Here is a 20,796-nt window from a genome sequence, read left to right as displayed (position 1 = left end):
CCTATCGTGATCGCGGATTGAACCATGACCCGTTTCCTATCCTGATCTCAGCCGCTTCAACGACTCCTTCGAGTAGATGTTCCTCCTCGAAGAACCCGGAGTCGATGTCCGTATCATGAACCTGAATATCTCTACTCGGATCCACGTCGGAGCGACGGATTCGCATCACTACTGAGCCCGGCCCCCAATCGTCAACCTCTTCCTGAGCTCTCCCCTCGCTGTGGCTCCAGGAAGTGTACGGACTGTCCGTATTGTTGCCGCCTACATGGCTCGCTGGAGTGGACGGACCACCGATCGGCACAGCTCGACCTTCAAGTGCATCAGCATGCTTCGGATGCCCGTCGCCGACTCCTCGATAGTAATATTCACCATCGCCACCACAATTGTGGACCAGGACCGGCGTCTCGCCCGCCAGCACATAGTACGTGTGCGTGACGGTGACCGTCAGATCGTGGGTCAGGTGTGGACGGTGCCAGATCTTGACGGCAGTTATCACAGCTACCGCACCCGAGGCCTCGTGCAGCGTCATTCCGGCCTTGAGGTGACCCGCATCGACCCAAGCCGCCTCGGACTCCGCCCAGAATGGGTGGGTCACCGTAGCCACGATCTTCGACAGCTTGCCGCCGTCGGGGTCGCGGATCGTGATGGTGGCGAAGTCCTTGTCGTGCTTGGTGGTGATTAGTTTCGCGACGGTGCGGGGCTGACTCTTGCCGGTCTCAGGGTCGGTGGCAAGGACCTTGTCGCCCTGTTTGATGTCCTTGATCTGCGTCTCGTGGCCGTCCGCCATGAGGACCTTGGTCGCGGGCAGGAAACTGTGGTCGCACTTGGCCGCGCCGCTTCGAGGTGCCGCCGACTCCGCGCGCTGGCTTCCCTTGGCCGCGCCGCTGGCGGCAGTTCCCTCCGCAGCTGTGTCCGCCGCCTTGGCCCCCGATCGGGTCGCCGCCTTGGCGGCCGAGGCAGTCTCGGTGCCCTTCGCGACTGCTGCTGCGCCGGCCCCCGCAAGGCCCATCGACCCGGCAATGACGGCACCGCCTTCAGCCGCTACTCCCACGGATGCGCCCACCAGGGCTCCTCCGAGGCTGCCCGCCTCAGCACCAGCTGTGAAACCTTCGGCGCCCGCCACCAAAACGGCCGCGCATCCGCCCGCTGTCGCGGCGACACAGGCGACCACGCCCACCACAACGGCTGTGGCTACCACGGCTGCGATCACCGGATGCTGTTGGACGGCGCGGTATGCCTTGTGAGCGACATTGGAGACGTGGCAGGACAGGGACCAGCCGCAACTGTGGTGCGAGCCGTTGCCAATGTAGTGGGAGCCCCCACCGCCACCGCCGCTGTGATGGGTCCCGCTGTCGTTGAGGGAACCGGTGTCGACCAGCGCAGACGCCTGAGCAGGCTGCGCGCAGCTGGTGCAGCCCTGGTCAACCGGCATCTGGAGGCCGGAGGGGTCGCTGCCTCTGACCGGGTTGTCAGCGGCGTAGGTGTAGCCGTCGATCTGCTGGGCGTCCGTGAGTTCCAAGATCGGGTCGTCGGAGACGAACCGGCCGATCGTCGGGTCGTACTCCCGGGCTCCCAGGTGTGTCAGGCCGCTGGTGGTGTCCTCGACGCCGGCTACAAAGCCCTTGTCGCCGAGCCAGGCGGCCGCCGTCGGCTGGATGCCGCGTGTATCGCCGAACGGGTCCAGGCGACGGCGGGTGATCGCCTGTGTGGTGGCGTCGACCGCAGTCTCCGCGGTGTCGTGGGCATCCGTCACCTTCCACTGCAGGCTGCCCGTGCTGCTGCGGACCGCGATCGTCTGCCCGGCCCAGCTGTAGTACCTAGTGCCCGTGGTCGTCGTCGTGCCCTTGGCGAGGCGGACCTCCGTGTCGCCCAGGTAGAGCGTGGTGCCCGAGGCGTCCCGGGACAGCAGCCGGTTGCCGCCCGCGTCGTACAGGTAAGAGGCCGAGGTGCCGTCCGTATTGGTGACCTTGGCGAGATGGCCTTCGTCGTCCCAGTCGAGCGTCTGGGTCTTGCCGTTGAGCGTGCGGGTGTGGGTGTTGCCGGACGCGTCATAGGTGTAGGAGTTCGTGGTGGTCGTGTCTGCGGTGACCGTTGTCGACGAGCTTAGAGTGTGTGCCTGGCTGGTGCCCGGCGTCGGGTAGGCGAAGGATGTGGTCCTGTCGTTACCGCCTGCCGTCGTGGCGTGGTTGACCTGTGTTTTGCGGTTGCCGAGGTCGTCGTAGGCGAAGCTCTGCCAGTAGGGGGCCGGTCCGCCGAGGACGGCCGTGGACGGGTCGGCGGAACAGCCGTCGGTGGCGGTCCAGGCCTCGGTGAGGCGGTCATGGCCGTCGTAGCGGTAGCACTGGACGTCGTCGGTGGCGTCGGCGTGCATGGCGACCTCGGTGGGGTTGCCGTAGTCGTCATAGGTGTAGGCGGTGTCCTGAACGGGGGCCGTCTGGGCGTCGTCCGTGACGAGTTCACGCTTGAGGCGGTGGGTGCCGTCCTCGTAAGTGTTGGTGATCTGGAGCCACTTGGCAGTGTCGGATGAGGACACCCCCAGCGTCACCTGGCCGATGTCGCTCAGCTTGGTATAGCTGGTGTCCTGGACATATCCCGTCGCGCCCTTGAGCGTCGTCGGCATGCTCAGGTCGTTGTAGCCGTAAGTCAGGGACTCGGAGGGCAGTCCGCCGGCCGCCGGGTCGGAGGTCACCTGGACGGTGCCGTCGAGGTTGTAGCCGATCGTCGACGTGTACGAGCCCGCCAGGGCCTCCTCGCCGGTGACCGAGGGGATCGTGACCCGCGTCAGGGTCGGCCGGTACAGGGAGTCGTACGCGCCGACCTGGCTGATGTACGCCTTGCCCGAGCTGCCGCCGACGTAGCGGATCGACGACGTGGGCTGGCCCTTGGCGAGCGAGTCGTACGTCCACTTGGCGAGTTCGTGGGCGGCGTCCTTGGTGGTGCCGTCGTACATGTCGGTCTGGCGACCGAGGACGTCGTAGGAGTAGCTGAGGGTCTTCGCTTCGGCGGTGCCCACTGCGGTCGTGGTGGAGGCGACCTGGTCGAGTTCGTTGTAGGCGGTGGTCGTCGTGCCGGCGTCCGGGTCCGTGGAGGTGGCCTTGCGGCCCATCAGGTCGTAGCCGTAGGACCAGGTGTTGCCGTCGTCGTCGACGACCGACTTCAGGCGGCTCTTCGCGTCGTAGGCGTACTTGATCGACGTGTACGTACCGGACGGGCTGCCGTTGTCGTACTGCCGGGTCTCGGTCGTACGGCCGAGGGTGTCGGTCAGGGTCGTTGTCGCGATGCCGCCGTTGGGCGGGATGACCGTCGTGCGGTCGCCGCCGTACGACGTGGAGGTTGTCCACCGCTTGGCGCCGTTGGCGTAGAAGTCGGCTGCTGTGGGACGGCCTGCGCCGTCGTAGGTGGTGAGGGTCTGGGCGGGGACGGCGGAGGTGATGGTGGCGAGGGTGCCGGAGGGGTTGGACGTGTCCGTGTAGTCGGCGTCGGCTTCTACTGCTAGGCCGCGGCTGTCGTACTTGGTTTCCGCGATGACGCGGCCGCCGCCCGGTGCGGGGGTCTGCGTCTGGCGGGGGCGCAGGAGTGCGTCGTACAGGGCGTGGGTGGTGTCGTAGGTCGTGCCGTCGTTGTTGAGCTTGCCGGTGGTGACCACCGAGGCGGCGGTGTTGGAGACGGAGTAGCTGTAGACGAGGCTCGCGGACTGGTTCGAGGCTTTGGACCGGTTGGCCAGCCACAGTCCGGTGACGCGGCCGAGGCCGTCGTAGGCGTATTCGGTGCGCTTGCCGTTGGGGTCGACGACGGACGTGGCGACGCCGCGGGCGGGGTCGAAGTTCGTGGTCGTCCCGTACGTCTTGGCATCGGAGGTGAGCGTGCTGGTGAGCGGACCGCCGGTGGCGGGGGTGTATTTGGTGGTGCTGACGGTCGCCGAGTTGGTGTCCTTGACCGAGTCGACGCGGCCCTGGCTGTCGTAGTGGCTGGTGGAGACCGTCTGGTAGACCGGGCTGCCGCCGCTGTAGGAGGACAGCCGCTGGGTGGCGGTCTCGTCGCCGATCGTCGGCGCGGCGCCGAAAGCTTGGCTGTCGTAGAGGGTGCGGACGTCGGAGACGACGTCGTCCGGGCGGTTGGTCGTGGCGCGGCAGGCCACGTCGACCGTCTCGACCCGTACGGGGAAGGCCCGCAGCCAGGCATTCGTATTGTCGGCGAAGGTGGTGCGGGTGCACTGCTCGTCACCGGTGACAGCGGCGTCGCCCGAGTCGTCGACGGTAAGCGCCGCGCCCGTCGTGTCGTCGTAAGTCGTGCTGACGGTGGTGTCGCGGGTGCCGCCGGAGGACAGGTCGGTGCGGGTGTGGACGGTCTGGGCGCGGGTGTAGGCGGAGGCGCGGGTGCCGTCGGTGCCGGTCTGGTGGATCCAGGGGTCGGTGATCGTGCCCGACACCTCGATGCTGCCGTTGTAGGCGATTGACTCGCGGACGGTGCCGGCGAGCGGACCGGCGTCCGTCACTGCCGTGCCCGTGGAGTCGGTGACCTTTGCGGTGCGCGTGGTCCCGTCGGACTGCTTGTCGCCGTCCATTCCTCGGAAGTACGTCGAGACGGCCTTCGTGCGCGTGGACTGTGCGTCACCGGACGTCGAGGTGACGCTGCCGTAGCCGCGCCAGACCGACCACGTCTTCCGCTTGGCGGGGGAAGTGACGTTGTCGCTGTCGTAGTGCCAAGCCGGCGTGCCGTTGTAGGTGTAGTCGGTCTCCTTCAGCGGTGCCCCGCCGGTCGGGTCGGACTCGGTGACCTGGGTGATGACGTACTTGTGGAACCAGTCCAGTTGAGGGTCGGTGGTGTAGGGCGGCTGCCAGTAGGTCGGGAAACAGCGCAGGGTGTCCGAGTCGGGGCTGCTCGGCATGGTCGTTCCCGCGACGCACTGCGGGTCGGAGTAGTTGACGGTGAGGACGGAGCCGGTCTCCGAAGTGATGGTGCGGACACGCCATTTAACGAGAGCGGCGATGTTGTCGTGCGTGGTGTCGACCCGGTTGAAGAGCTGGATGCCCTGGAAGGTGACCGGTGGCATGGCCGTAGTCGCGCCGTCCTTGCCCGTGCGGGTGATGGACTTCAGCCACAACCCTGCGGAGGTCCCGTCTCCAGGGTCGGGGAAGGAGTGCGCGAGCGCCCAGGAGTCGACGTCCCGGTAGGCCGGGGTCGCCAGGCCAGCGTCCCAGATGCTGGTCGTGACGCCGGTGAGGCGCTTGCGGGAGAAGAACGTCGGCCCGCTCGCGTCGCAGACCTTGCCGGAGGCGCAGATCTCGTCGAAGGGCACGTCAGGCCAGTGCGAGGCCGTGCTGGAGGTGAGCGAGGAGCAGGCTTCGGTGCTGGTGACCAGGCAGCGTTCGGCGGTGGTGAAGGTGACCTTCTCCGGCGCGGTGCCGAAGACGGTAGAGGCGGTGATGCCGTAGTCGATGCGCGTAAGGTAGCCGCCGCGGTCGTAGGCCGTGCCGTTGGCGGTGGTGGTGCCGTTCTTGGCGTAGTAGTTGGTCTCTTTGGTGTACCAGTACGACATCGCGTTGCCGTGTGGGTCGACTACGTAGTCGAGGTTCCAGCGCCAGGCCTGGGTGAGGGCTCTGCCGGAGAAGGCGGTGCCCTGGTCGTAGCCGGGCTCGCCGGAGTCGTCGCCGAAGACCGGCGCGGTGTAGGTGGAGTTGGTGACGGCGGCCCCGGTGGTCCAGCCCGGCAGTCGGTTCCTGCCGAAGACGTACTCGGTGCCGTCCTGGGTGGTGACGGTCCAGTACTCGCCGTCGTCGTCGCCGTTTGTGGCACCGGTGGAGCGGACGACGCGCTCGCCGTCGTCGGTCTTGGGGTGCCAGGTGCCGCTGGTCTTGTCCTTGATCAGGGGGCTGGACTTGCCGCCGAGGACGAGGGTGGCGTTGTCATTGGCCCAGCACTCGTCGTTCTTGCCGTTCTGGCCGTCGTCGTCGCAGGAGTCGTAGGAGCGTTCGATGTAGGAGGTGGAGAGGTCGAAGCCCTCACCGGCCCAGGACGGCTGGTTGTTGGTGGACGGCAGCCGGCCGTCGACGCTCTGCGAGTCGTAGGTGATCGCCAGGTTGGGAGCGGGACCGCCGTTGGAAGGCGGCACGGACAGCGGGTACGACCAGGTGAAGTCACCGCTGGAGCCGCCGGCGTTCCAAGAGGCGGAAGGGTTGAGGGAGGTCGCCTGGTAGGAACCGGCGCCGGAGCTGGCGGCCGCGGCAGTCGCGGCGAAAGCCGTGATCGAGGAAGAACTGACCGGGGCGGTTGTGGTCAGGGTGTGGTGTGGGAGGTCGTTCGTGGTGGCGACCGGTGTCGTAGTGCGGCACCTATTCAGGGCCGGGGTGGTGAGCGCGCAGGCGGGGAGGCGGACGAGGGTGAGGCGGGAGGCGTAGTCGCCGCCGTAAGCGTTCGCGAAGCCGGAGTAGTCCAGGGTGAGTCGGGTCTGGGCAGTGCCCTTGCGACCGTCGGCGCGGGCCACGGACAGCACGGGGCCGTTGATGCCGAGGGCGGCCACAGTGCTGCGCGAGGCCACCTTGATCGCTACCTTGGCCGGGGCGACGCCCTTGGCAGGGGCACTCACCTTGACCGGCAGTTTGCCGACTGAAGTGGCACTTGCCAGTGCTGCCTCGCCCGTCACGGGCAGGGTGGCGGCGGACGCGACGGGCCAGACGGCCGGCTTCGTCACTGCCGCGGCCGTACGGGCGGCGGCTGCCTGCGTCGCGTCCTTCTTCGCGAACGCTCTGGCCTTGAACGTCTCGGCCGTGCCGTTCTTGACGTCGGGCGTGTCCACCGTGTTATGCCCGTGCCGCTCGGTCGCCCACACGGCCGGTGCAGTGCCCAACCCCGCGGCCACCAGGGCGCTCGCTGTGACAGCGACGACCCACAGCCGTGTCCGCCGTAGCCCACCCATGACTGCACTCCCCATCGTGTGACGTGTAAAAAAGTCCGCTGGTGATCTGTCGCGTGCGCCGTGCCGGCGGACGGTCTTACAGAGGGATGGGCACTTCGTTGACGTACATCTGGTCGATTGCGGTGTCGGACATGACGCCCGTCCACACCCGTACGTCGTCCACGAGGCCACGCGCGTAGTCGCTGTAGGCACCCGTGCTGATCCGTCCGCGGCCGATGTTGAAGGTGCCGGTGGCCTGCCAGGGCTGGGTGAAGACGATGCCGTCACCGGTGTCGTCGTCGGTGTCGGTGTCGCCCTGGGCGCCCTGCCGGACGCCGTTGACGTAGAGGAACAGCTGGTGGTGGGCGCCGTCGTAGACGCCGGTGAGCAGGGTCCAGTCGCCCGGGTCGATCAGTTGGGCCGAGGCGATGTTTGCGGGCACGGTGACGACGGCGCCGCTGGTGGTGTCGGCTGTGGTGCGGCCGAACACCCACATGCCCTGGGTGGAACCTGCGGCCTGGTCATACCAAAGGCCCCAGGAGTCGCGGACGCCTCCCGACTGGGTAGCGATCCTCATGTGATGGGCCACGGATGTGTCGGACAGCGCCGAAGCGTCGAGCTTGGCCCAGGCCGCCACGGTGAAGTCGCCCTGCGAATCGATGATGGGGCCGGTCGCGGTGGCGTTGGCGGTCGACGTCCCGGCCAGGGAGAGTACGTTGCCCTTTCCGCCGTCGGTGTCGGTGCTCCAGGTGCCGTCGGCCGCGACGGTGGCCGTGTGGCCGTATCCGGAGGAGTCGGCGGCGGTGGTTCCCGAGGTCTCCTCCATGCCCCACTCGGCTGCCAGGGCCGGCCGGGCCCGGCCGGTGCTCGCGTCGGTCGTGGCCTGGAGGTCGGCGATCTCCTCCTCGGAGAGGATCCGGTTCCAGACGGTCACCTCGTCGACCTGTCCGGGGAAGTAGTTGGAGAAATGGCCGCCGTACTGGCCCCGGGCGATCTGGAGGCCGCCGGTGCCCTGCCAGGCGGTGGTGTAGGCGACGGGAGCGCCTTGGGGGATGCCGTTGACGAAGAGCTGGATGGTCTGTTCCTGTGCGTCGTACACACCCATCAGGTGCGTCCAGACACCGGCCTCCGGAAGGGTGGTCGAATCTGAGCGGACGATGGTCGGGGCCACGACGTCGGTGGTGTACCGGTTGAAAACCCAGGCGTTGTATGAGGTCGAGTAGTACAGGGCGAACGCTGACCCGCTGACGCCGGCCTGTGCCAGGGCCACGGAGTTGTGGGAGAGGCTGCTCAGGCGGGCCCAGGCGGACACGGTGAAGCTCTTGGTGGTGTCCAGCACCGGGGAGGTGGTGGCCGCGTACGACGTGGTGCCGTTGGCCTGCACCGATTTGCCGAGCCGGGCGTGGTCGGACCAGGCGGCCGACCCGGCCAAGGTCGCGGTCTTGCCGCCGATCGCGTCCGCCGCCGTGACACCGGTGCCTTCGTCCATGGACCACTGGGAGAGCGGTCCCGCCCCGGCCGCGACCTTGAACGTGTAGGTGTAGCTGCTCGAGGCATTGCCCGCAGGGTCCCAGGTCTGCACGGTGAGGGTGTTCACTCCCCGGACGTCGGGGGCGAGGGAGGTGGCGTAGCCGGCCGTCGCGGCTGTGAAGGTTTTGGTCCGCACCGGGTTGTCATTGAGCTGGTACGTGTACTTGATCACGTCGGTTGCGCCATTGGCCTTGAGCGTGAAGGACGCAGGCGCGCCCACACCGCCGTAGGCCGTGCACACATCCGGAGTGTCCGGACTCGCACACTCCGGATACGTCGCGGAGTCCACGTCCGGCTGGACGGGAGCGGAGGTGTCGACCCTGAACCAGCATGCTGCGCTCCAGGCCGAATACATGTAGCCGGTCGTGCCGCCGAAGGAGTATTTGTACTGACTGCGGGCTCGGAACCAGTAGGTCTGGCCGCTGGTGAGCGCCGCGGTCGTCCACGTGCCGACCGTGCCCGACGTCGTGAATGCCGACGGACTGCCTGAGCCGACCAGGGGGTCGCCGACCTTCGCGTCATAGCGGTAGACCTCGAAATTCGGGCGCAGTGTCGACTGCGAACCATCCGCCGATTTCGGCGCCCCTGCCAGCGTCGGGGTCGCATCCCGGATCACGGCGGCGGTGCCGAGGCTCGTCGCGCACGCAACGCTCGGGCTCGACAGCTTTACCGCGGTCGGCGTGGACGGCTTGGAAACGAAGGTCACCGACAGGGTGGGCTTGGTGTCCGAAGGGGAGGCGAACTGCTTCCAGGCGATCTCATCACCCTCATCGGCAGTCCGCAGACCGAGCGTAGTGGTTGCCGAGGAATGAGCGGCCGTGTAACTGACGGCGCTGGTCGCGTCGAAGGAGACGTTTCCGCCGGGGCACGCGGACGAGTAACCCTTGGCGGCACTGACGGAGTCCACCTGGGCAGACCACGATGGCTGCGCCGACCACTTCGTCGACGACGAGATCGACCCGGTGCGCCACAACTGCACCGCCTTGGCCGTACAGTTCGCCGACCACACCTCCAACGCCGTGAAGGTCGCCGAGAGGATTTTCTTGCCGCCCAGAGTGTGGGTGTCGAACTGGTAGAGCGAACGTGCCTTCTTGTTGTCCACCCAGGCGTCGTAGCCCACACCCAGTGCGTGTGAAGTCTTCCAGAAGGACGTGGAGGGGGAACTCGACCACACCGTCGTCCAGCCCGAGAGCGAGGCGCTGGTCGTCTGCGGGTCCAACACCACGGGATACGTAGTGTCCGGGTCATCAAGGAAGGAGCGGTCGGGCTTCAGCGTCAGCGCCTCGTCAGAAACCGTCACATCCATGACCTGCGACCTGGCTCCCGGCGCCGGGCCGTCCAACTCGCCGCTCCCCGACGTCGCAGCCTGGCCGGACGAAGCGGCCCTCGCGGTGTACGAAGCCTTCGAGGCAGTGGCCGACCCAGCAGGCCGCGGGGACGCGGCGACCGCCGACGAGTCGTACATCAGCGCGGTCCCCGTAGTGAACACAGGGCGCCCCTGACCGTCCACCAACGCGGCGCCGCCAGCATGCGTGTCGTACGCGGAAACACCGTCGGTAGAGACCGGAAACGCGATGCTCGAAAGCTTCTCGTTTCGAGCCGCGTCGCGGGACTTGACCACCAGGTTCTCACTGAAGCCGTCCGGCGTTGCCTGCACCACCAAATCTGTCCCGGGCATGACATCCAGATACGTTGCGGTAGAACCCGACAGCTTCGGCACCGGCAGCACCCACGGCGAACCGACGCTGTACGTCTTTCCGCCCCGCGTGATCGTGGCGAGGGCGTCGCGTGAGCCGCCTCCGGAGAACGAGACGTCCGCCGCGGCGGCTTTCGGCACGATGGCGCCGGACGAGGTCGCCTCCAGATCGGTGTCGACCGGAACCCATCCGGACGCCTTCTCCACCCGTACCGGCACCGGATCGACCTCAACGGTGAACGTGCCGTCCGGCTTAGCCGTAACCAGTTGCGTGGGAGTCGTCTCCGCACCTATCTCCACGGGCGAACCGGAGTCTGCGGCTTTGCGCGATGCGACTGCCTCGGGCGACAGGTCCCCGGCATCGGCTTTAACCGGCGCCGCTTGCGAGACTGCGGCGGCAACCGCCTGGGCGTGCGCGGCACCCATCACGGGCACGAGAAGTACCAATGCCATAAGCCAGGCCGTTCGCCCTGGAACCCGTCTGCTGCTCACACCCGCGCCGACGATACGACGCACTCCGCCCCGCCCCATGACCCCCACCTCGCGTTTACAGATCCCTCACAGCCGGGTGATCAAAGCCCGGGCGATCACCTCCCGTCAATCGATCAACGGAAGGACCATTAGGACGAAGCCATCCCATAGGGGACATCAGAGAGGCAAAGAAAATAGATAGAGTGAATAATGTAATCACCAACAATGAGTAACAAAACACTCAAGAGTTCAACGGCAAACGCAGATAGATCCAAAAGATCAACAAGGGACGGGAAAATCCCTTCCCACTTATCGATCACGCGGTGAGGCCACAGGGATCGTTCCCGTGGTGCATACGCCGAGCCAGGTCGCCCCGGCGTTGAACGCCGCGCGGACGACATCGATCGCGCCGAACCCGTAAGCGTCGGCGATGACGACGGCCATCACGGTGGTGATGGGCAGCCGACGAATTTCAGTGCGCCATCGGCCCGCCACCGGACTTCGTCGCCGGTGCGGTACACCGGCGAGGACGTCCACGGCGGCCGTCGTACCGGGCGGGCAGAAGACGCAGCCCGCGCAGGCTGAAGGGATGCTGTTGGTCGCTCAGTCGAGGTCGGCAGCCACTTCCCGGGCGGCCCGCGCTCCCTTACGAGCTCGTGCATGGTTGGCGGTGAGACGTCGAGCTCTTGATCGTTGATCATGGTTGTGTGGTGGGGAACTCGACTCGTGCACTGGTCATCAGCAACCGGAGGATCACGGGCCTGACGGCCGATGTGATCGCTGAACTCGTCGCCGAAGTCGGCCCGTTGTGGCATCAACGCCACCAGACCAGGCTTGCCTCCCGGCAGCGGAAGCGGGCCATGGGCGCCGGCGCGAAGCACCGGCTGGTGTTCGTCGACCGACTGCTGGCCACTCTCGTCCATCTCCGTCACGGAACCACCCACGACGTGCTGGCCTGCTGGTTTGGCGTGGACCGCTCGACCATCACCCGGGCCATCAACGAGGTGCGGCCCCTGCTCGCCGAGCGAGGGTGCACCATCAGCCCCGACGTACGGCTGCGGACTCTGGCCGAAGTCGTCGACCATCTCGGCGCGACCGGAAAGACCGGCATCATCGACGGCACCGAGATCCGGGTCCGGCGGCCGGCCCAAGGGCGAAAGGACCGGGACAAGTTCATCTCCGGGAAGAACAAGCAGAACGCCGTCAAGTCCATGGTGGTCACGGACGGCGAAGGACGCGTGCTGTGGTGCAGCCCGACCAAGCCCGGGAGTTGCGCGGACATCACCCATGCGCGCCAGTTGGGGCTGGTGGGGCTCCTGGCCGGTGGGCCTGCGGTCAAGATCCTCGCCGATGCCGGCTACCAGGGGCTCGGCGCGCAGACCGGCGGACGTGTAGTGACACCACCGCACCGCAAGTTCAAGAAGAACGCCCCGGACTGGTACGAGGAGATGTACGAGCGCCAGCGCAAGGCGCATTCCTCACGCCGTATCCGGGTCGAGCACGGCATTGCACACCTGAAGAACTGGCGGGCACTGGCCCGCCACCTCGGGCGCCGCGAGCACATGAGCGACACGGTCCGAGCCATCGCCGGCCTGCTGTCCCACCAGCAAATAGCGGACCTGACATCGGCCCAGCAGATGTGAACCCCGGGCCCCCACCGAAGTCCTCGACGTCTCACCGCCAACCATGCACGAGCTCGTTAGCCTCGCGCTTTCATGAAGCGGGCTGTCCGGCAGGCGGTCAGGAAAGCAGAAAGTGCCTCTGACCAGCAAGAATGAGGATTGTCGAGGTCCTTGTTCCTGCCACCGCCGGAGGCACTTCCCAGGTGAAGCACTCTATCGGGTCCTATCCCCGTGTCCGCGTCCAGGACGACGGCCGCCAGGTCGTCTCCCAGGCCGGGACGGTCCTGCTCGTCGAAACGGCCCGCAAGTCCGGTCTTGACCAGGTCATATCGGCAGCTCTGGCGCCGTGGCGCAAGCCGCGGGCCGTCCACGATCCCGGTAAGGTCCTCCTGGATGTCGCCCTGGCGGTCGCACTGGGCGGGGACTGCCTCGCGGATGTCGCCATGCTGCGGGCCGAGCCGGCCGTCTTCGGTCCGGTTGCCTCCGACCCGACCGTCTCCCGCCTGATCGACACCCTCGCCGCCTCCGGCGAGAAAGCTTTGCAGGCGATCCGGTCCGCACGCTCCGAAGTCCGTGACCGTGTCTGGTCGTTGGCCGGTGAGAATGCCCCGGACACCAATGGTCAGGTCGTCGTCGATCTTGACGGCGTCCTCGTGATCGCGCACTCCGACAAGGAGGACGCGGCCGCGACCTGGAAGAAGACCTACGGCCACCATCCGCTGACAGCCTTCGTCGACCACGGCCCGGGCGGAACCGGCGAGCCGGTCGCGGCCCTCCTCAGGCCGGGGAACGCGGGCTCGAACACAGCAGCCGACCACATCACCACCGCCCAGCTCGCCCTGGCCCAGCTGCCCAAGCGCTACCGGCGAGGGCGGCAGACGCTGATCCGCACGGACTCCGCCGGCGGCACCCACGACTTCGTGTCCTGGCTCGCCAGGCGAGGACGATGGCTGTCCTACTCGGTCGGCATGACGGTCACCGAGGCGATCCACGAACACGTGCTGAAGGTCCCCGCCCCGGCCTGGACGGCGGCCGTCGAGACCAATGGTGAGGTCCGTGACGGGGCCTGGGTCGCCGAGCTCACCGGCAAGCTGCTGGACGGCTGGCCGGGGGCATGCGACTGATCGTCCGAAAGGAACGACCCCACCCCGGAGCCCAGTTGAGGATCACGGACGCGGACGGCATGCGGATCACGTGCTTCGCCACCAACACCGCCGGCCGGCCGATCGCCGAACTCGAGCTCCGCCACCGGCTGCGGGCCCGGGCCGAGGACCGGATCCGGGCCGCCCGGGCCACCGGCCTGCGCAACCTGCCCCTGCACACCACAGCCCAGAACAAGGTCTGGCTCGAGATCGTCCAGATCGCCCTCGACCTGCTGGCCTGGATGCCCATGCTCGCACTCACCGGCAAGGCCAGGCTCTGGGACCCCCGCCGCCTGCGGCTCCGCCTGTTCACCGCGGCCGGACAACTCGTCACCACCGGCCGCCAGCGGATCCTCCGCCTGGCCCGGCACTGGCCCTGGACCGGCCACATCACCGCCGCCCTCGAACGGCTCGCACTCCTGCCGAACCCCGGCTGACCAGCGGATTCACGCATCCCTACGACAGCCCTTCACTCCCCGGAGCAGTGGAACCCGGCGCCGCCCCGAGACGACACTCGGGCCCTCGGCCTGCCCACCCCCAACTCACGGCACGAAAACGAGCCACCGACTCCGTCGGCGGCCCGTCACGAAACTTCGAGGTTAGTAGGTCTCGACTACGCTTCAGCAGAGCTCGCTGCGGATGTACTTGCCCGGCTGTGTGATGATTGAGTAAAATTCAAAAGACGGCAGTCAGTAACGCTCAGGCTTGGGGACGCCGCGTGGGGCGAGGAAGTGCAGTGCGACCAGGAGTCCGACGACGGATAGGTGCTGGGCCTATACTCTGTAGGCCCAATCATATGGTTCTCGCGTTGGGCTGGTTCGGGTGTCATGTACTCTCGTGAAAGAGATCTGATAAAGAGATCTGATAGCGACATCGAGTGACCGTTTCGGAGGGATTTGATTGACTCAACTACACGGGGTAATCACTTGAATGTCGTTGCAGTTGTGAACCGATATGGAGTGGAAGCAGTCCCAACCATGGTTGCTAGGGCGATGGGGGCAGCCTGGTACAGGGACCATCTGGCCAGCATGGATCCGCTACGGGGCACGCGGCCTGAGGGGGCGCTGGTCGAGTACGTCGCTGACGTGGATGCTGTGGCCCACGTACGCGGGAACCCGGTTCTGGTGCTGGCCTCGCACGGACGCAGAATCGCGGCACGTCTGGTAGACACCCTGCTCGCGTTCGGGGTGGCATACCTTGTCCTCGTCACCCTGGCGGGTTCGGTGAACGACGACGGGGCGATACTGATCATCGCGCCCTTTAGCCTGGTGGCCGGCGCGGTGCTCTACTATCTGCCCTTGGTGCACTGGTGGGGTACCACTGTCGGTAAGCGCGTCTTTGGGCTCCGCGTGGTCCGGCTGTGGTCGGACGGAACGCTTGCGCCGTCCTGGAAGGACACGTTTCTTCGGGAATTCGACCGGGCGGCCTTCTTGTCAATCCCTGTGTTAAATCTTTTGGTCGGCGCGATTCTGTTGATTCAGATGGCTAAAGACCGGGGAACCTACCACCAGAGCAAGTACGATCGCGCGGCGCGCACCGTTGTAGTGCGTGTCTGAACTGAAACTGTAAGACGTTCGGTGTAACTCCTGGCCAAGGAAGACGCACCGATGTGATGACCAGTGAGCTTCTTCGAGTTGGCCACCGATCGGGTGATGGGCCGTGAAGCGCAACGAGTGAGGCCCCCGGGCTGTTGATCGAGATGTCTGACGTCTCAATCACGTTGCTCGGGGGCCTCGTTGGTCATCCATCCTGCCGCACTCGACCTGCCGCATGCACTCGTGGAGTGGGTCACCATGCTGATCGTCACCCGTGAGGGCGACCGGCGCTGCAAGCTCCGCCCGTCCCAGCGCGCGATGGTGGCACTGGTGTACCTGCGTGAACACACCACTCTGGCGAAGATCGCCGCCGGGTTCGGGATCAGCGAGTCCACCGCCCACGCCTACACCAGCGCGGTCATCGGCCTGCTCGCCGCACGTGCACCTGACCTGCTCAAGACGCTGCGCGACCACGAACCCGACTTCGTCCTGCTCGACGGCACTCTCGCCGAATGCCACCGGGTCGGCGACAGCCGCGCCGACTACTCCCACTGTGAGGATGGTGGGGCCTTCCCCCATGAAGGTGGGCACGCGGTTATTGATCACGCGGCGAGCGTGAGTTTAGCGGTGTGGTGTCGGCGTTCGTATTCGTTGGGGCTGAGGTGGCCGTTGGCGGAGTGTCGACGGCGGGTGTTGTAGCGGGTCAGCCAGGCGAAGACGGTCCTGCGGCAGGTGCCGGGGTCGCCGTAGTCGTGGGCGCCCTGAAGGGTCTCGCGTTTCAGGGACGCGTGGAAGCTTTCGCAGGCCGCGTTGTCGGCACTGGTGCCGACTGCGCCCATCGACCGGGTGACCCCGAACTGGTCACAGAGGCTGGCGAAGGCCCGGGATCCGTACTGGGCGAGTTCAATTGGTCGGAGTGGAACACGGCGCCCTCCAGGCCGCCGCGGGTCGAGGCTGCCATCCGCAGTGCGTCGGCGACCATGTCGGTGCGCATGTGGTCGGCGATGGACCAGCCGACGACCTTGCGGCTGAAGCAGTCCAGCACGGTCGCGAGATAGAGGAACTCCCCGCTTGCGAGCGGGAGATACGTGATGTCGCCCATGTACTTCCGCCCCGGCTCGGTGGCGGTGAAGTCCCGCTGGAACAGGTCCGGAACCGGATGGGCTGCCGGGTCCGGGACGGTGGTGCGCACGCGTCTGCGCAGACGGATGCCGGTGATGGAGAACGTCCGCATGATCCGGGCGACCCGTTTCTCGTTGACCCGCCGCCCTTTCCCGCGGAGCTCGGCGGTCACTCGCGGGGAGCCATAGGCGCCGCCGGACTCGCCGTGGACCGCGCGGATCTCCTCGGCCAGGACCCGGTCCTTGTGCTGCCGGGCGGCCCGGGCCTCGGCGCTGGCGAGCCACTTGTAGTAGCTGGACCGGTTCACCCCCAGGACCTGGCAGAGCCGCTTCACCTCGTAGGTGTCCCGGTGGTCGTCAACGAACTGGAAGCGGCTCATCACCAGTTCGTCTCCCCGGCGAAATACTTGGCCGCCTTGCGGAGGATGTCCCGCTCGGTCGCCAGCTTCCGCTCGCTCGCCTCGAGCTCTGCCACCCTCGCCTCCAACTGCCGAATCCGCTCGTCCGGAGCGTCGGACGGCACCGCCGCCCCCGCCTGGACGGTCGGCTTTTCAGCCGTGGCGGTGACGCCGCGGCGTTCGCGGTCCCGCAGCACCCACTCCCGCAGGGTGGCCCGGTTGACGCCCAGATCGGCGGCGATGCTCTTGTACGTTGCCCCGGGTGTGGACTCGTACAGGGCCACGGCATCGGCCTTGAACTCGTCCGAGTAGTCCTTCATCGCCATCGGCGGTCTTCTCGCTTCCTCCGGATCAAGCAGATCCAGTATCAGCGTGTCCACCACTCAGGGGGAGGCCCCGTCTGGCGTCGGTGCCATAGTAGGCAGTGATGTTCATTGAGCAGACGACCTTGCAGTCGTCGGTCTTCTGCTGGAAGAACCAGCCCGGTCCTGACCCCGGCACGCACACGTCGTGCACCACGACCAAGCCGGGCGACAGCGGTGTTCGGTCGGCGTACGCCTGCGCCACGCCCCGAAGCCGTCGCTCCACCCGCTCCCGGCCCTGCACCGCTTGGCCGCTCTGGCCGAGCTTGCGCAGCTGCTTGTCGCTGACGGCACGGTCTGGGGTCGTGGAACAGCCCGAGACGGCCAACAGGACGACCACCGCCCATGATCCCCACACGCTCTTCGAGCCGGCGGCACGCCGCGCTAAGACGTCGTCTCATTTGGCGAGTCGGCGGTAGCAAATGAGGGTGCAGGCGATAGCGGTGAAGGCCAGGAAGTGTTCGGCTTTGCGTTCGTAGCGGCGGTGGAGCCGACGGCAGCCGGCGAGCCAGGCCATGGTGCGCTCGATCGTCCAGCGGTGACGGCCCAGCCGTGTGGAAGACTCGATGCCCTTGCGTGCGATGCGGTGCGTGATACCGCGCTTGCGCAGCCATCGACGCAGGTGGTCGTAGTCGTAGCCCTTGTCGGCGTGCAGCTTGGCGGGCTTGCGTCGGCGTGGGCCGCGGCGGGAGCGGATCGGCGGGATCCCGCGGACCAGGGGCTGCAGGGCCTGGCTGTCGTGGAGGTTGGCGCCCGATATGCCGACGGAGAGGGGCAGACCAGTCCGCTCGGTGATCAGGTGGATCTTCGAGCCTTTCTTCCCCCGATCGACAGGATTCGGACCTGTCAGGTCCCCCCTTTCAGGGCCCGCATGTTCACCGAGTCGATCGCGCACCTCGACCAGTCCAGGTCCCCGCGCGCCGAGTTCGTCCAGCACCAGGCGGTGCAGCTTGGCCCAGACCCGGGCCCGGCTCCATTCGCTGAACCGGCGGTGCGCGGTCGGCCCCGACGGGCCGAAGGATGGCGGCAACTGCTTCCACGTGCACCCTGACGTGGCCACGAACACAATCGCGGCCAGCACCTCGCGATCTCCATACCGCCGTCGGCCACCACCTTGAGGCCGTGTCGGGGCCGGTGGCACCACCCGCGCGAACAACTCCCACAACTCATCCGGCACCAGACGCTCCACGATGTCCACGACCGCAGACTATCGAACACGCCAAATGAGACGACGTCTAAGGCCCTCATACTGTCCGCCTCTCATCGGCAACTGCCTCTCCGTTGCCGTACGCCCGGCCCGACCGTCACTGTCCACCAGGACGGCCGGGCCGGGCATGAGCACCCGTACTCCGAGGGCCACAGGCTCATGCCTGCCATCTTGCGCTCTCCCGGAGCAACTGCCGGCCACGTCTCCTGAAGCGTGCTCCAGGGAGCTGGCGCAGAGGGAGTGGTCCCGTCGACGAAGCCTTGGGCGAGATCGAGACTGAGCGGTCAGCGGTAGATGACGATGAAGGAGGCCAGAAGCAGCAGGACGCAGTGGACAGCCCCAGGATCCGGTAGGGCCGCCAGACGAGGGCGGCAGCGGCGCTGCCCGCAGATGCTGATCCGGTTCAACTACGGCCCCGAGGGCGCCCGCACGCCGCGCGCGGCTGTGCACGCCGCACCGCATCGCGCGCCCCGACCCCATCCGGCAGCCTAGTACTGCAACGGTGTTTGTTCTGAGTGCTGGGCAGTTTTCAGGGGCTGTGTCCGCGTCGTTTGTAGTGACTGATGCGGGCTTGGTGCTGGCGTCTGCGGCGCCATGTCGACCAGTGCAGGATGTGGCCGACCGGGGTGGGGCGGCGGTTGGTGAGGCGGGTGATCAGGCGTCGGATCTCGGCGAGGCTGAGGTGGATGAGCTGGGAGGATCCGTTTCTGCTTTCTCCGTGTCCAGTTGACGGGCTCGCAGGACGGCGAGGCAGGCGTGGGCGGCCATGGCCAGGGTCATGTGGCGGTGCCAGCCCGGGTAGCGGCGGACCTGGTAGTCGTCCAGGCCGCACTCCTGCTTCGCCGTCTGGAAGCATTCCTCGACCGCCCATCGGCTGCCCGCGACGCGGATCAGCTCGTCCAGGGTGGTGTCGGCGGGGCAATAGGCGATGTAGTAGGAGATCTCCTCGGGCCGGGTGACGCTGCGGCGGGCGAGAACCCAGTGCCGGCGGTCCTCGCGGTGCCAGGGGCGCACTTCGACGCGGGCCCAGTCGTAGATCCGCCGGCCGTGGGCTCCTTCACCGCAGGAGCGGCGTTTCCACTTCTGCCGTGGCAGTGCGGGAAACAGGTCGTGGACGGGGTGGTCGATGGACCAGCGGGTGACGACGGTGTCGTGCCGGGTGGTGGCCATGACGTGGAAGACATCTGCCTGCTCCAGCTCAAACCGCCAGCCCTTGCTGTACCCGTAGGCGGCATCGGCCGTGACCCAGCCGAACGGGATCTTGTCGGCGATGGCCTTGCGGACCATCGCCTTGGCCATCGCCACCTTCGTCTCGAAGGCGACACTGTCATCGATACCCGCCCGCCGGCATCGCTCATGGTCATCCGTCCACGACGTGGGCAGATACAGCCGCCGGTCGATCAACGTGCGCCCTCGACCGGTGGCGTAGGCGAGGAACACCCCGATCTGGCAGTTCTCGGTGCGGCCCGCGGTGCCGGAATACTGCCGCTGCACTCCTGCCGAGCGGATGCCCTTCTTCAAAAAGCCGGTGTCGTCGACGATGAGCACCGCCTCGCGGTCACCGAGGTTGTCGACCACGTAGCGGCGCACGTCGGCGAGGACTTCGTCGGCGTCCCACTCGATCCGGTTCAGCATCCGCTGGATACGGTCCGGCCCGCCATGGCCCGCTTCCTCGGCCAGCGTCCAACCGTTCTTGCGCTGCAAAGGAGCGATCAGGCCCCGCATATAGGCCAGCGCCGACTCCCGCGGCTCCGACCGGCTGAACCGGTGCACGAACCGCCCGTGCACCGCATCCAATTCACGCGCCCACACCCGCACATCAGCAAGGTCCCCACCCATAACCACAACAACGACGAACCTGGCCAGCAGTCACGGTAGACACCGTTGCAGTACTAGACGAATGAGTCCGATGTGATCAGTGGTCATACGCGATTAGCGAGCGGGTGACAGGTGCACCGATCTTGTTGTTGTGCCAGATGCCGGCGGCCAACGCGAGGACGCGCTGGGCGACCCGGATCGCGACGCCCTCGAAGGTCCGCCCGCCGTGTTGTTCCAGGTCGAGCTGCCCTTTGAGGGTGTCGTTGACCGACTCGATCAGCTGGCGGACCTTCTTGAGCATCGGCTCGCCGTAGCGCTTCTTCTCCCGTTTGAAGGACGGTCGCAGCAGCTCGACGCCGAGTTCGGCGAGGTCCTTCTCGAACACCTTCGAGGCGAAGCCCTTGTCCGAGATGAGCAGGATGCCCTCGCGCTGGGCGATCAGTTCGGCGTCGACTTCGAGCATCGCGGCCAAGACCTCGCGCTCACCGATCTCCGGGTTGGCCAGCGCCCACAGGATCGGCATGCCGGTCGACGTGCAGACCAGGTACAAGCGCAGCCCCCAGAAGAACCGGGAGTGGGAGGCGCAGTAGCCGTAGCTGGCCCAGCCCGCCAGGTTCGAGCGCTGGACGGTCGGGCGGGACATGCCGCACGGCACCGGGGTGGAATCGGTGATCCATACCGTGTCCGTCCAGAAGTCGCTGTCCATGGCCAGCTCCCGAATCATGCGCTTGACCAGTGGCAGAGCCGCCCGCAGGCGCTTGTTGTACCCGGATTGCTGGGGCAGATAGGGGAACAGGCCGGACAGGCGCTTATGGGCGAAGCGTAGCCACCGCGCCTCGGAGCGGTGGCCGAGCAGTGCCTGGGCCACCGCCAGGCAGACGAGTTCGGAGTCGCTGAGAAGGGGCGGGCGTCCCATCCATCGCATTCCTCCGATCTCGTCGTCGATCTTCACATAGAGTGCGGTCAAGAGGGTCTCCAAGTCGGGCATCACAACCGGAT

Annotated in this window: 8 protein-coding genes and 4 pseudogenes; 4 read left to right on the top strand and 8 right to left on the bottom strand. The window is 66.9% G+C overall.

The genetic code is table 11. The features are described from left to right. Position 1: 1 nt before the first annotated feature. The 3 genes and pseudogenes from OG802_RS34695 to OG802_RS34685 all read right to left on the bottom strand — a co-directional run. The gene (locus tag OG802_RS34695) at positions 2-6,847 is read right to left on the bottom strand and encodes a polymorphic toxin-type HINT domain-containing protein (protein ID WP_329416826.1); all 6,846 of its coding nucleotides are present in this window, start codon (positions 6,845-6,847) and stop codon (positions 2-4) included. Between the two features lie 145 nt (positions 6,848-6,992). After that, entirely contained in the window at positions 6,993-10,547 is a 3,555-nt protein-coding gene (locus OG802_RS34690; protein WP_329416825.1) for a LamG-like jellyroll fold domain-containing protein, read from the bottom strand. 393 nt (positions 10,548-10,940) lie between these two features. Beyond that, positions 10,941-11,087 (bottom strand): annotated as a pseudogene (locus tag OG802_RS34685) (alanine racemase); the annotation flags it as partial. 215 nt (positions 11,088-11,302) lie between these two features. On the opposite strand from OG802_RS34685, the gene OG802_RS34680 reads away from it, so the two are divergent. The 4 genes and pseudogenes from OG802_RS34680 to OG802_RS34665 form a co-directional block, all read left to right on the top strand. Continuing rightward, positions 11,303-12,235, top strand: coding sequence for a transposase family protein (locus OG802_RS34680; protein ID WP_329405977.1), 933 nt, complete (start codon positions 11,303-11,305; stop codon positions 12,233-12,235). Between the two features lie 182 nt (positions 12,236-12,417). Continuing rightward, positions 12,418-13,793 (top strand): annotated as a pseudogene (locus tag OG802_RS34675) (IS1380 family transposase). 591 nt (positions 13,794-14,384) lie between these two features. Further along, the gene (locus tag OG802_RS34670) at positions 14,385-14,912 is read left to right on the top strand and encodes an RDD family protein (protein ID WP_329416823.1); all 528 of its coding nucleotides are present in this window, start codon (positions 14,385-14,387) and stop codon (positions 14,910-14,912) included. 180 nt (positions 14,913-15,092) lie between these two features. After that, a pseudogene (locus OG802_RS34665) lies at positions 15,093-15,443 on the top strand (helix-turn-helix domain-containing protein); the annotation flags it as partial. Between the two features lie 50 nt (positions 15,444-15,493). Here the strand turns inward: OG802_RS34665 and OG802_RS34660 are convergent. From OG802_RS34660 to OG802_RS34640, 5 genes and pseudogenes are all read right to left on the bottom strand, one after another. Further along, a pseudogene (locus OG802_RS34660) lies at positions 15,494-16,736 on the bottom strand (IS3 family transposase). A gap of 25 nt (positions 16,737-16,761) precedes the next feature. Beyond that, on the bottom strand, positions 16,762-17,112 hold the full coding sequence (locus OG802_RS34655) for a hypothetical protein (protein WP_329416821.1): 351 nt from the start codon (positions 17,110-17,112) through the stop codon (positions 16,762-16,764). A 57-nt stretch (positions 17,113-17,169) separates the two neighbouring features. Continuing rightward, positions 17,170-17,970, bottom strand: coding sequence for an IS5 family transposase (locus tag OG802_RS34650; protein ID WP_329416820.1), 801 nt, complete (start codon positions 17,968-17,970; stop codon positions 17,170-17,172). Positions 17,971-18,633: 663 nt separating this feature from the next. Further along, on the bottom strand, positions 18,634-19,818 hold the full coding sequence (locus tag OG802_RS34645; RefSeq protein ID WP_329416819.1) for an IS701 family transposase: 1,185 nt from the start codon (positions 19,816-19,818) through the stop codon (positions 18,634-18,636). Positions 19,819-19,894: 76 nt separating this feature from the next. Then, positions 19,895-20,785 carry an IS982 family transposase gene (locus tag OG802_RS34640; RefSeq protein ID WP_443055424.1) on the bottom strand — a complete coding sequence of 297 codons (891 nt, stop codon included), beginning with the start codon at positions 20,783-20,785 and terminating at the stop codon, positions 19,895-19,897. Between the last annotated feature and the right edge of the window lie 11 nt (positions 20,786-20,796).

Origin of the sequence: Streptomyces sp. NBC_00704 (assembly GCF_036226605.1) — a bacterium.
Lineage (GTDB): Bacteria > Actinomycetota > Actinomycetes > Streptomycetales > Streptomycetaceae > Streptomyces.
The sequence above is the reverse complement of the archived record's forward strand: the minus strand, read 5'-3'. Positions and strand labels throughout refer to the sequence as shown.

What these genes read in the sequence shown, in the direction of transcription:
- OG802_RS34690 (WP_329416825.1), bottom strand. Translation starts at nt 10,547, where the DNA reads ATGGGTGCCGCGCACGCCCAGGCGGTTGCCGCCGCAGTCTCGCAAGCG.
- OG802_RS34640 (WP_443055424.1), bottom strand. Translation starts at nt 20,785, where the DNA reads ATGCCCGACTTGGAGACCCTCTTGACCGCACTCTATGTGAAGATCGAC.
- OG802_RS34645 (WP_329416819.1), bottom strand. Translation starts at nt 19,818, where the DNA reads ATGGGTGGGGACCTTGCTGATGTGCGGGTGTGGGCGCGTGAATTGGAT.
- OG802_RS34670 (WP_329416823.1), top strand. Translation starts at nt 14,385, where the DNA reads ATGGATCCGCTACGGGGCACGCGGCCTGAGGGGGCGCTGGTCGAGTAC.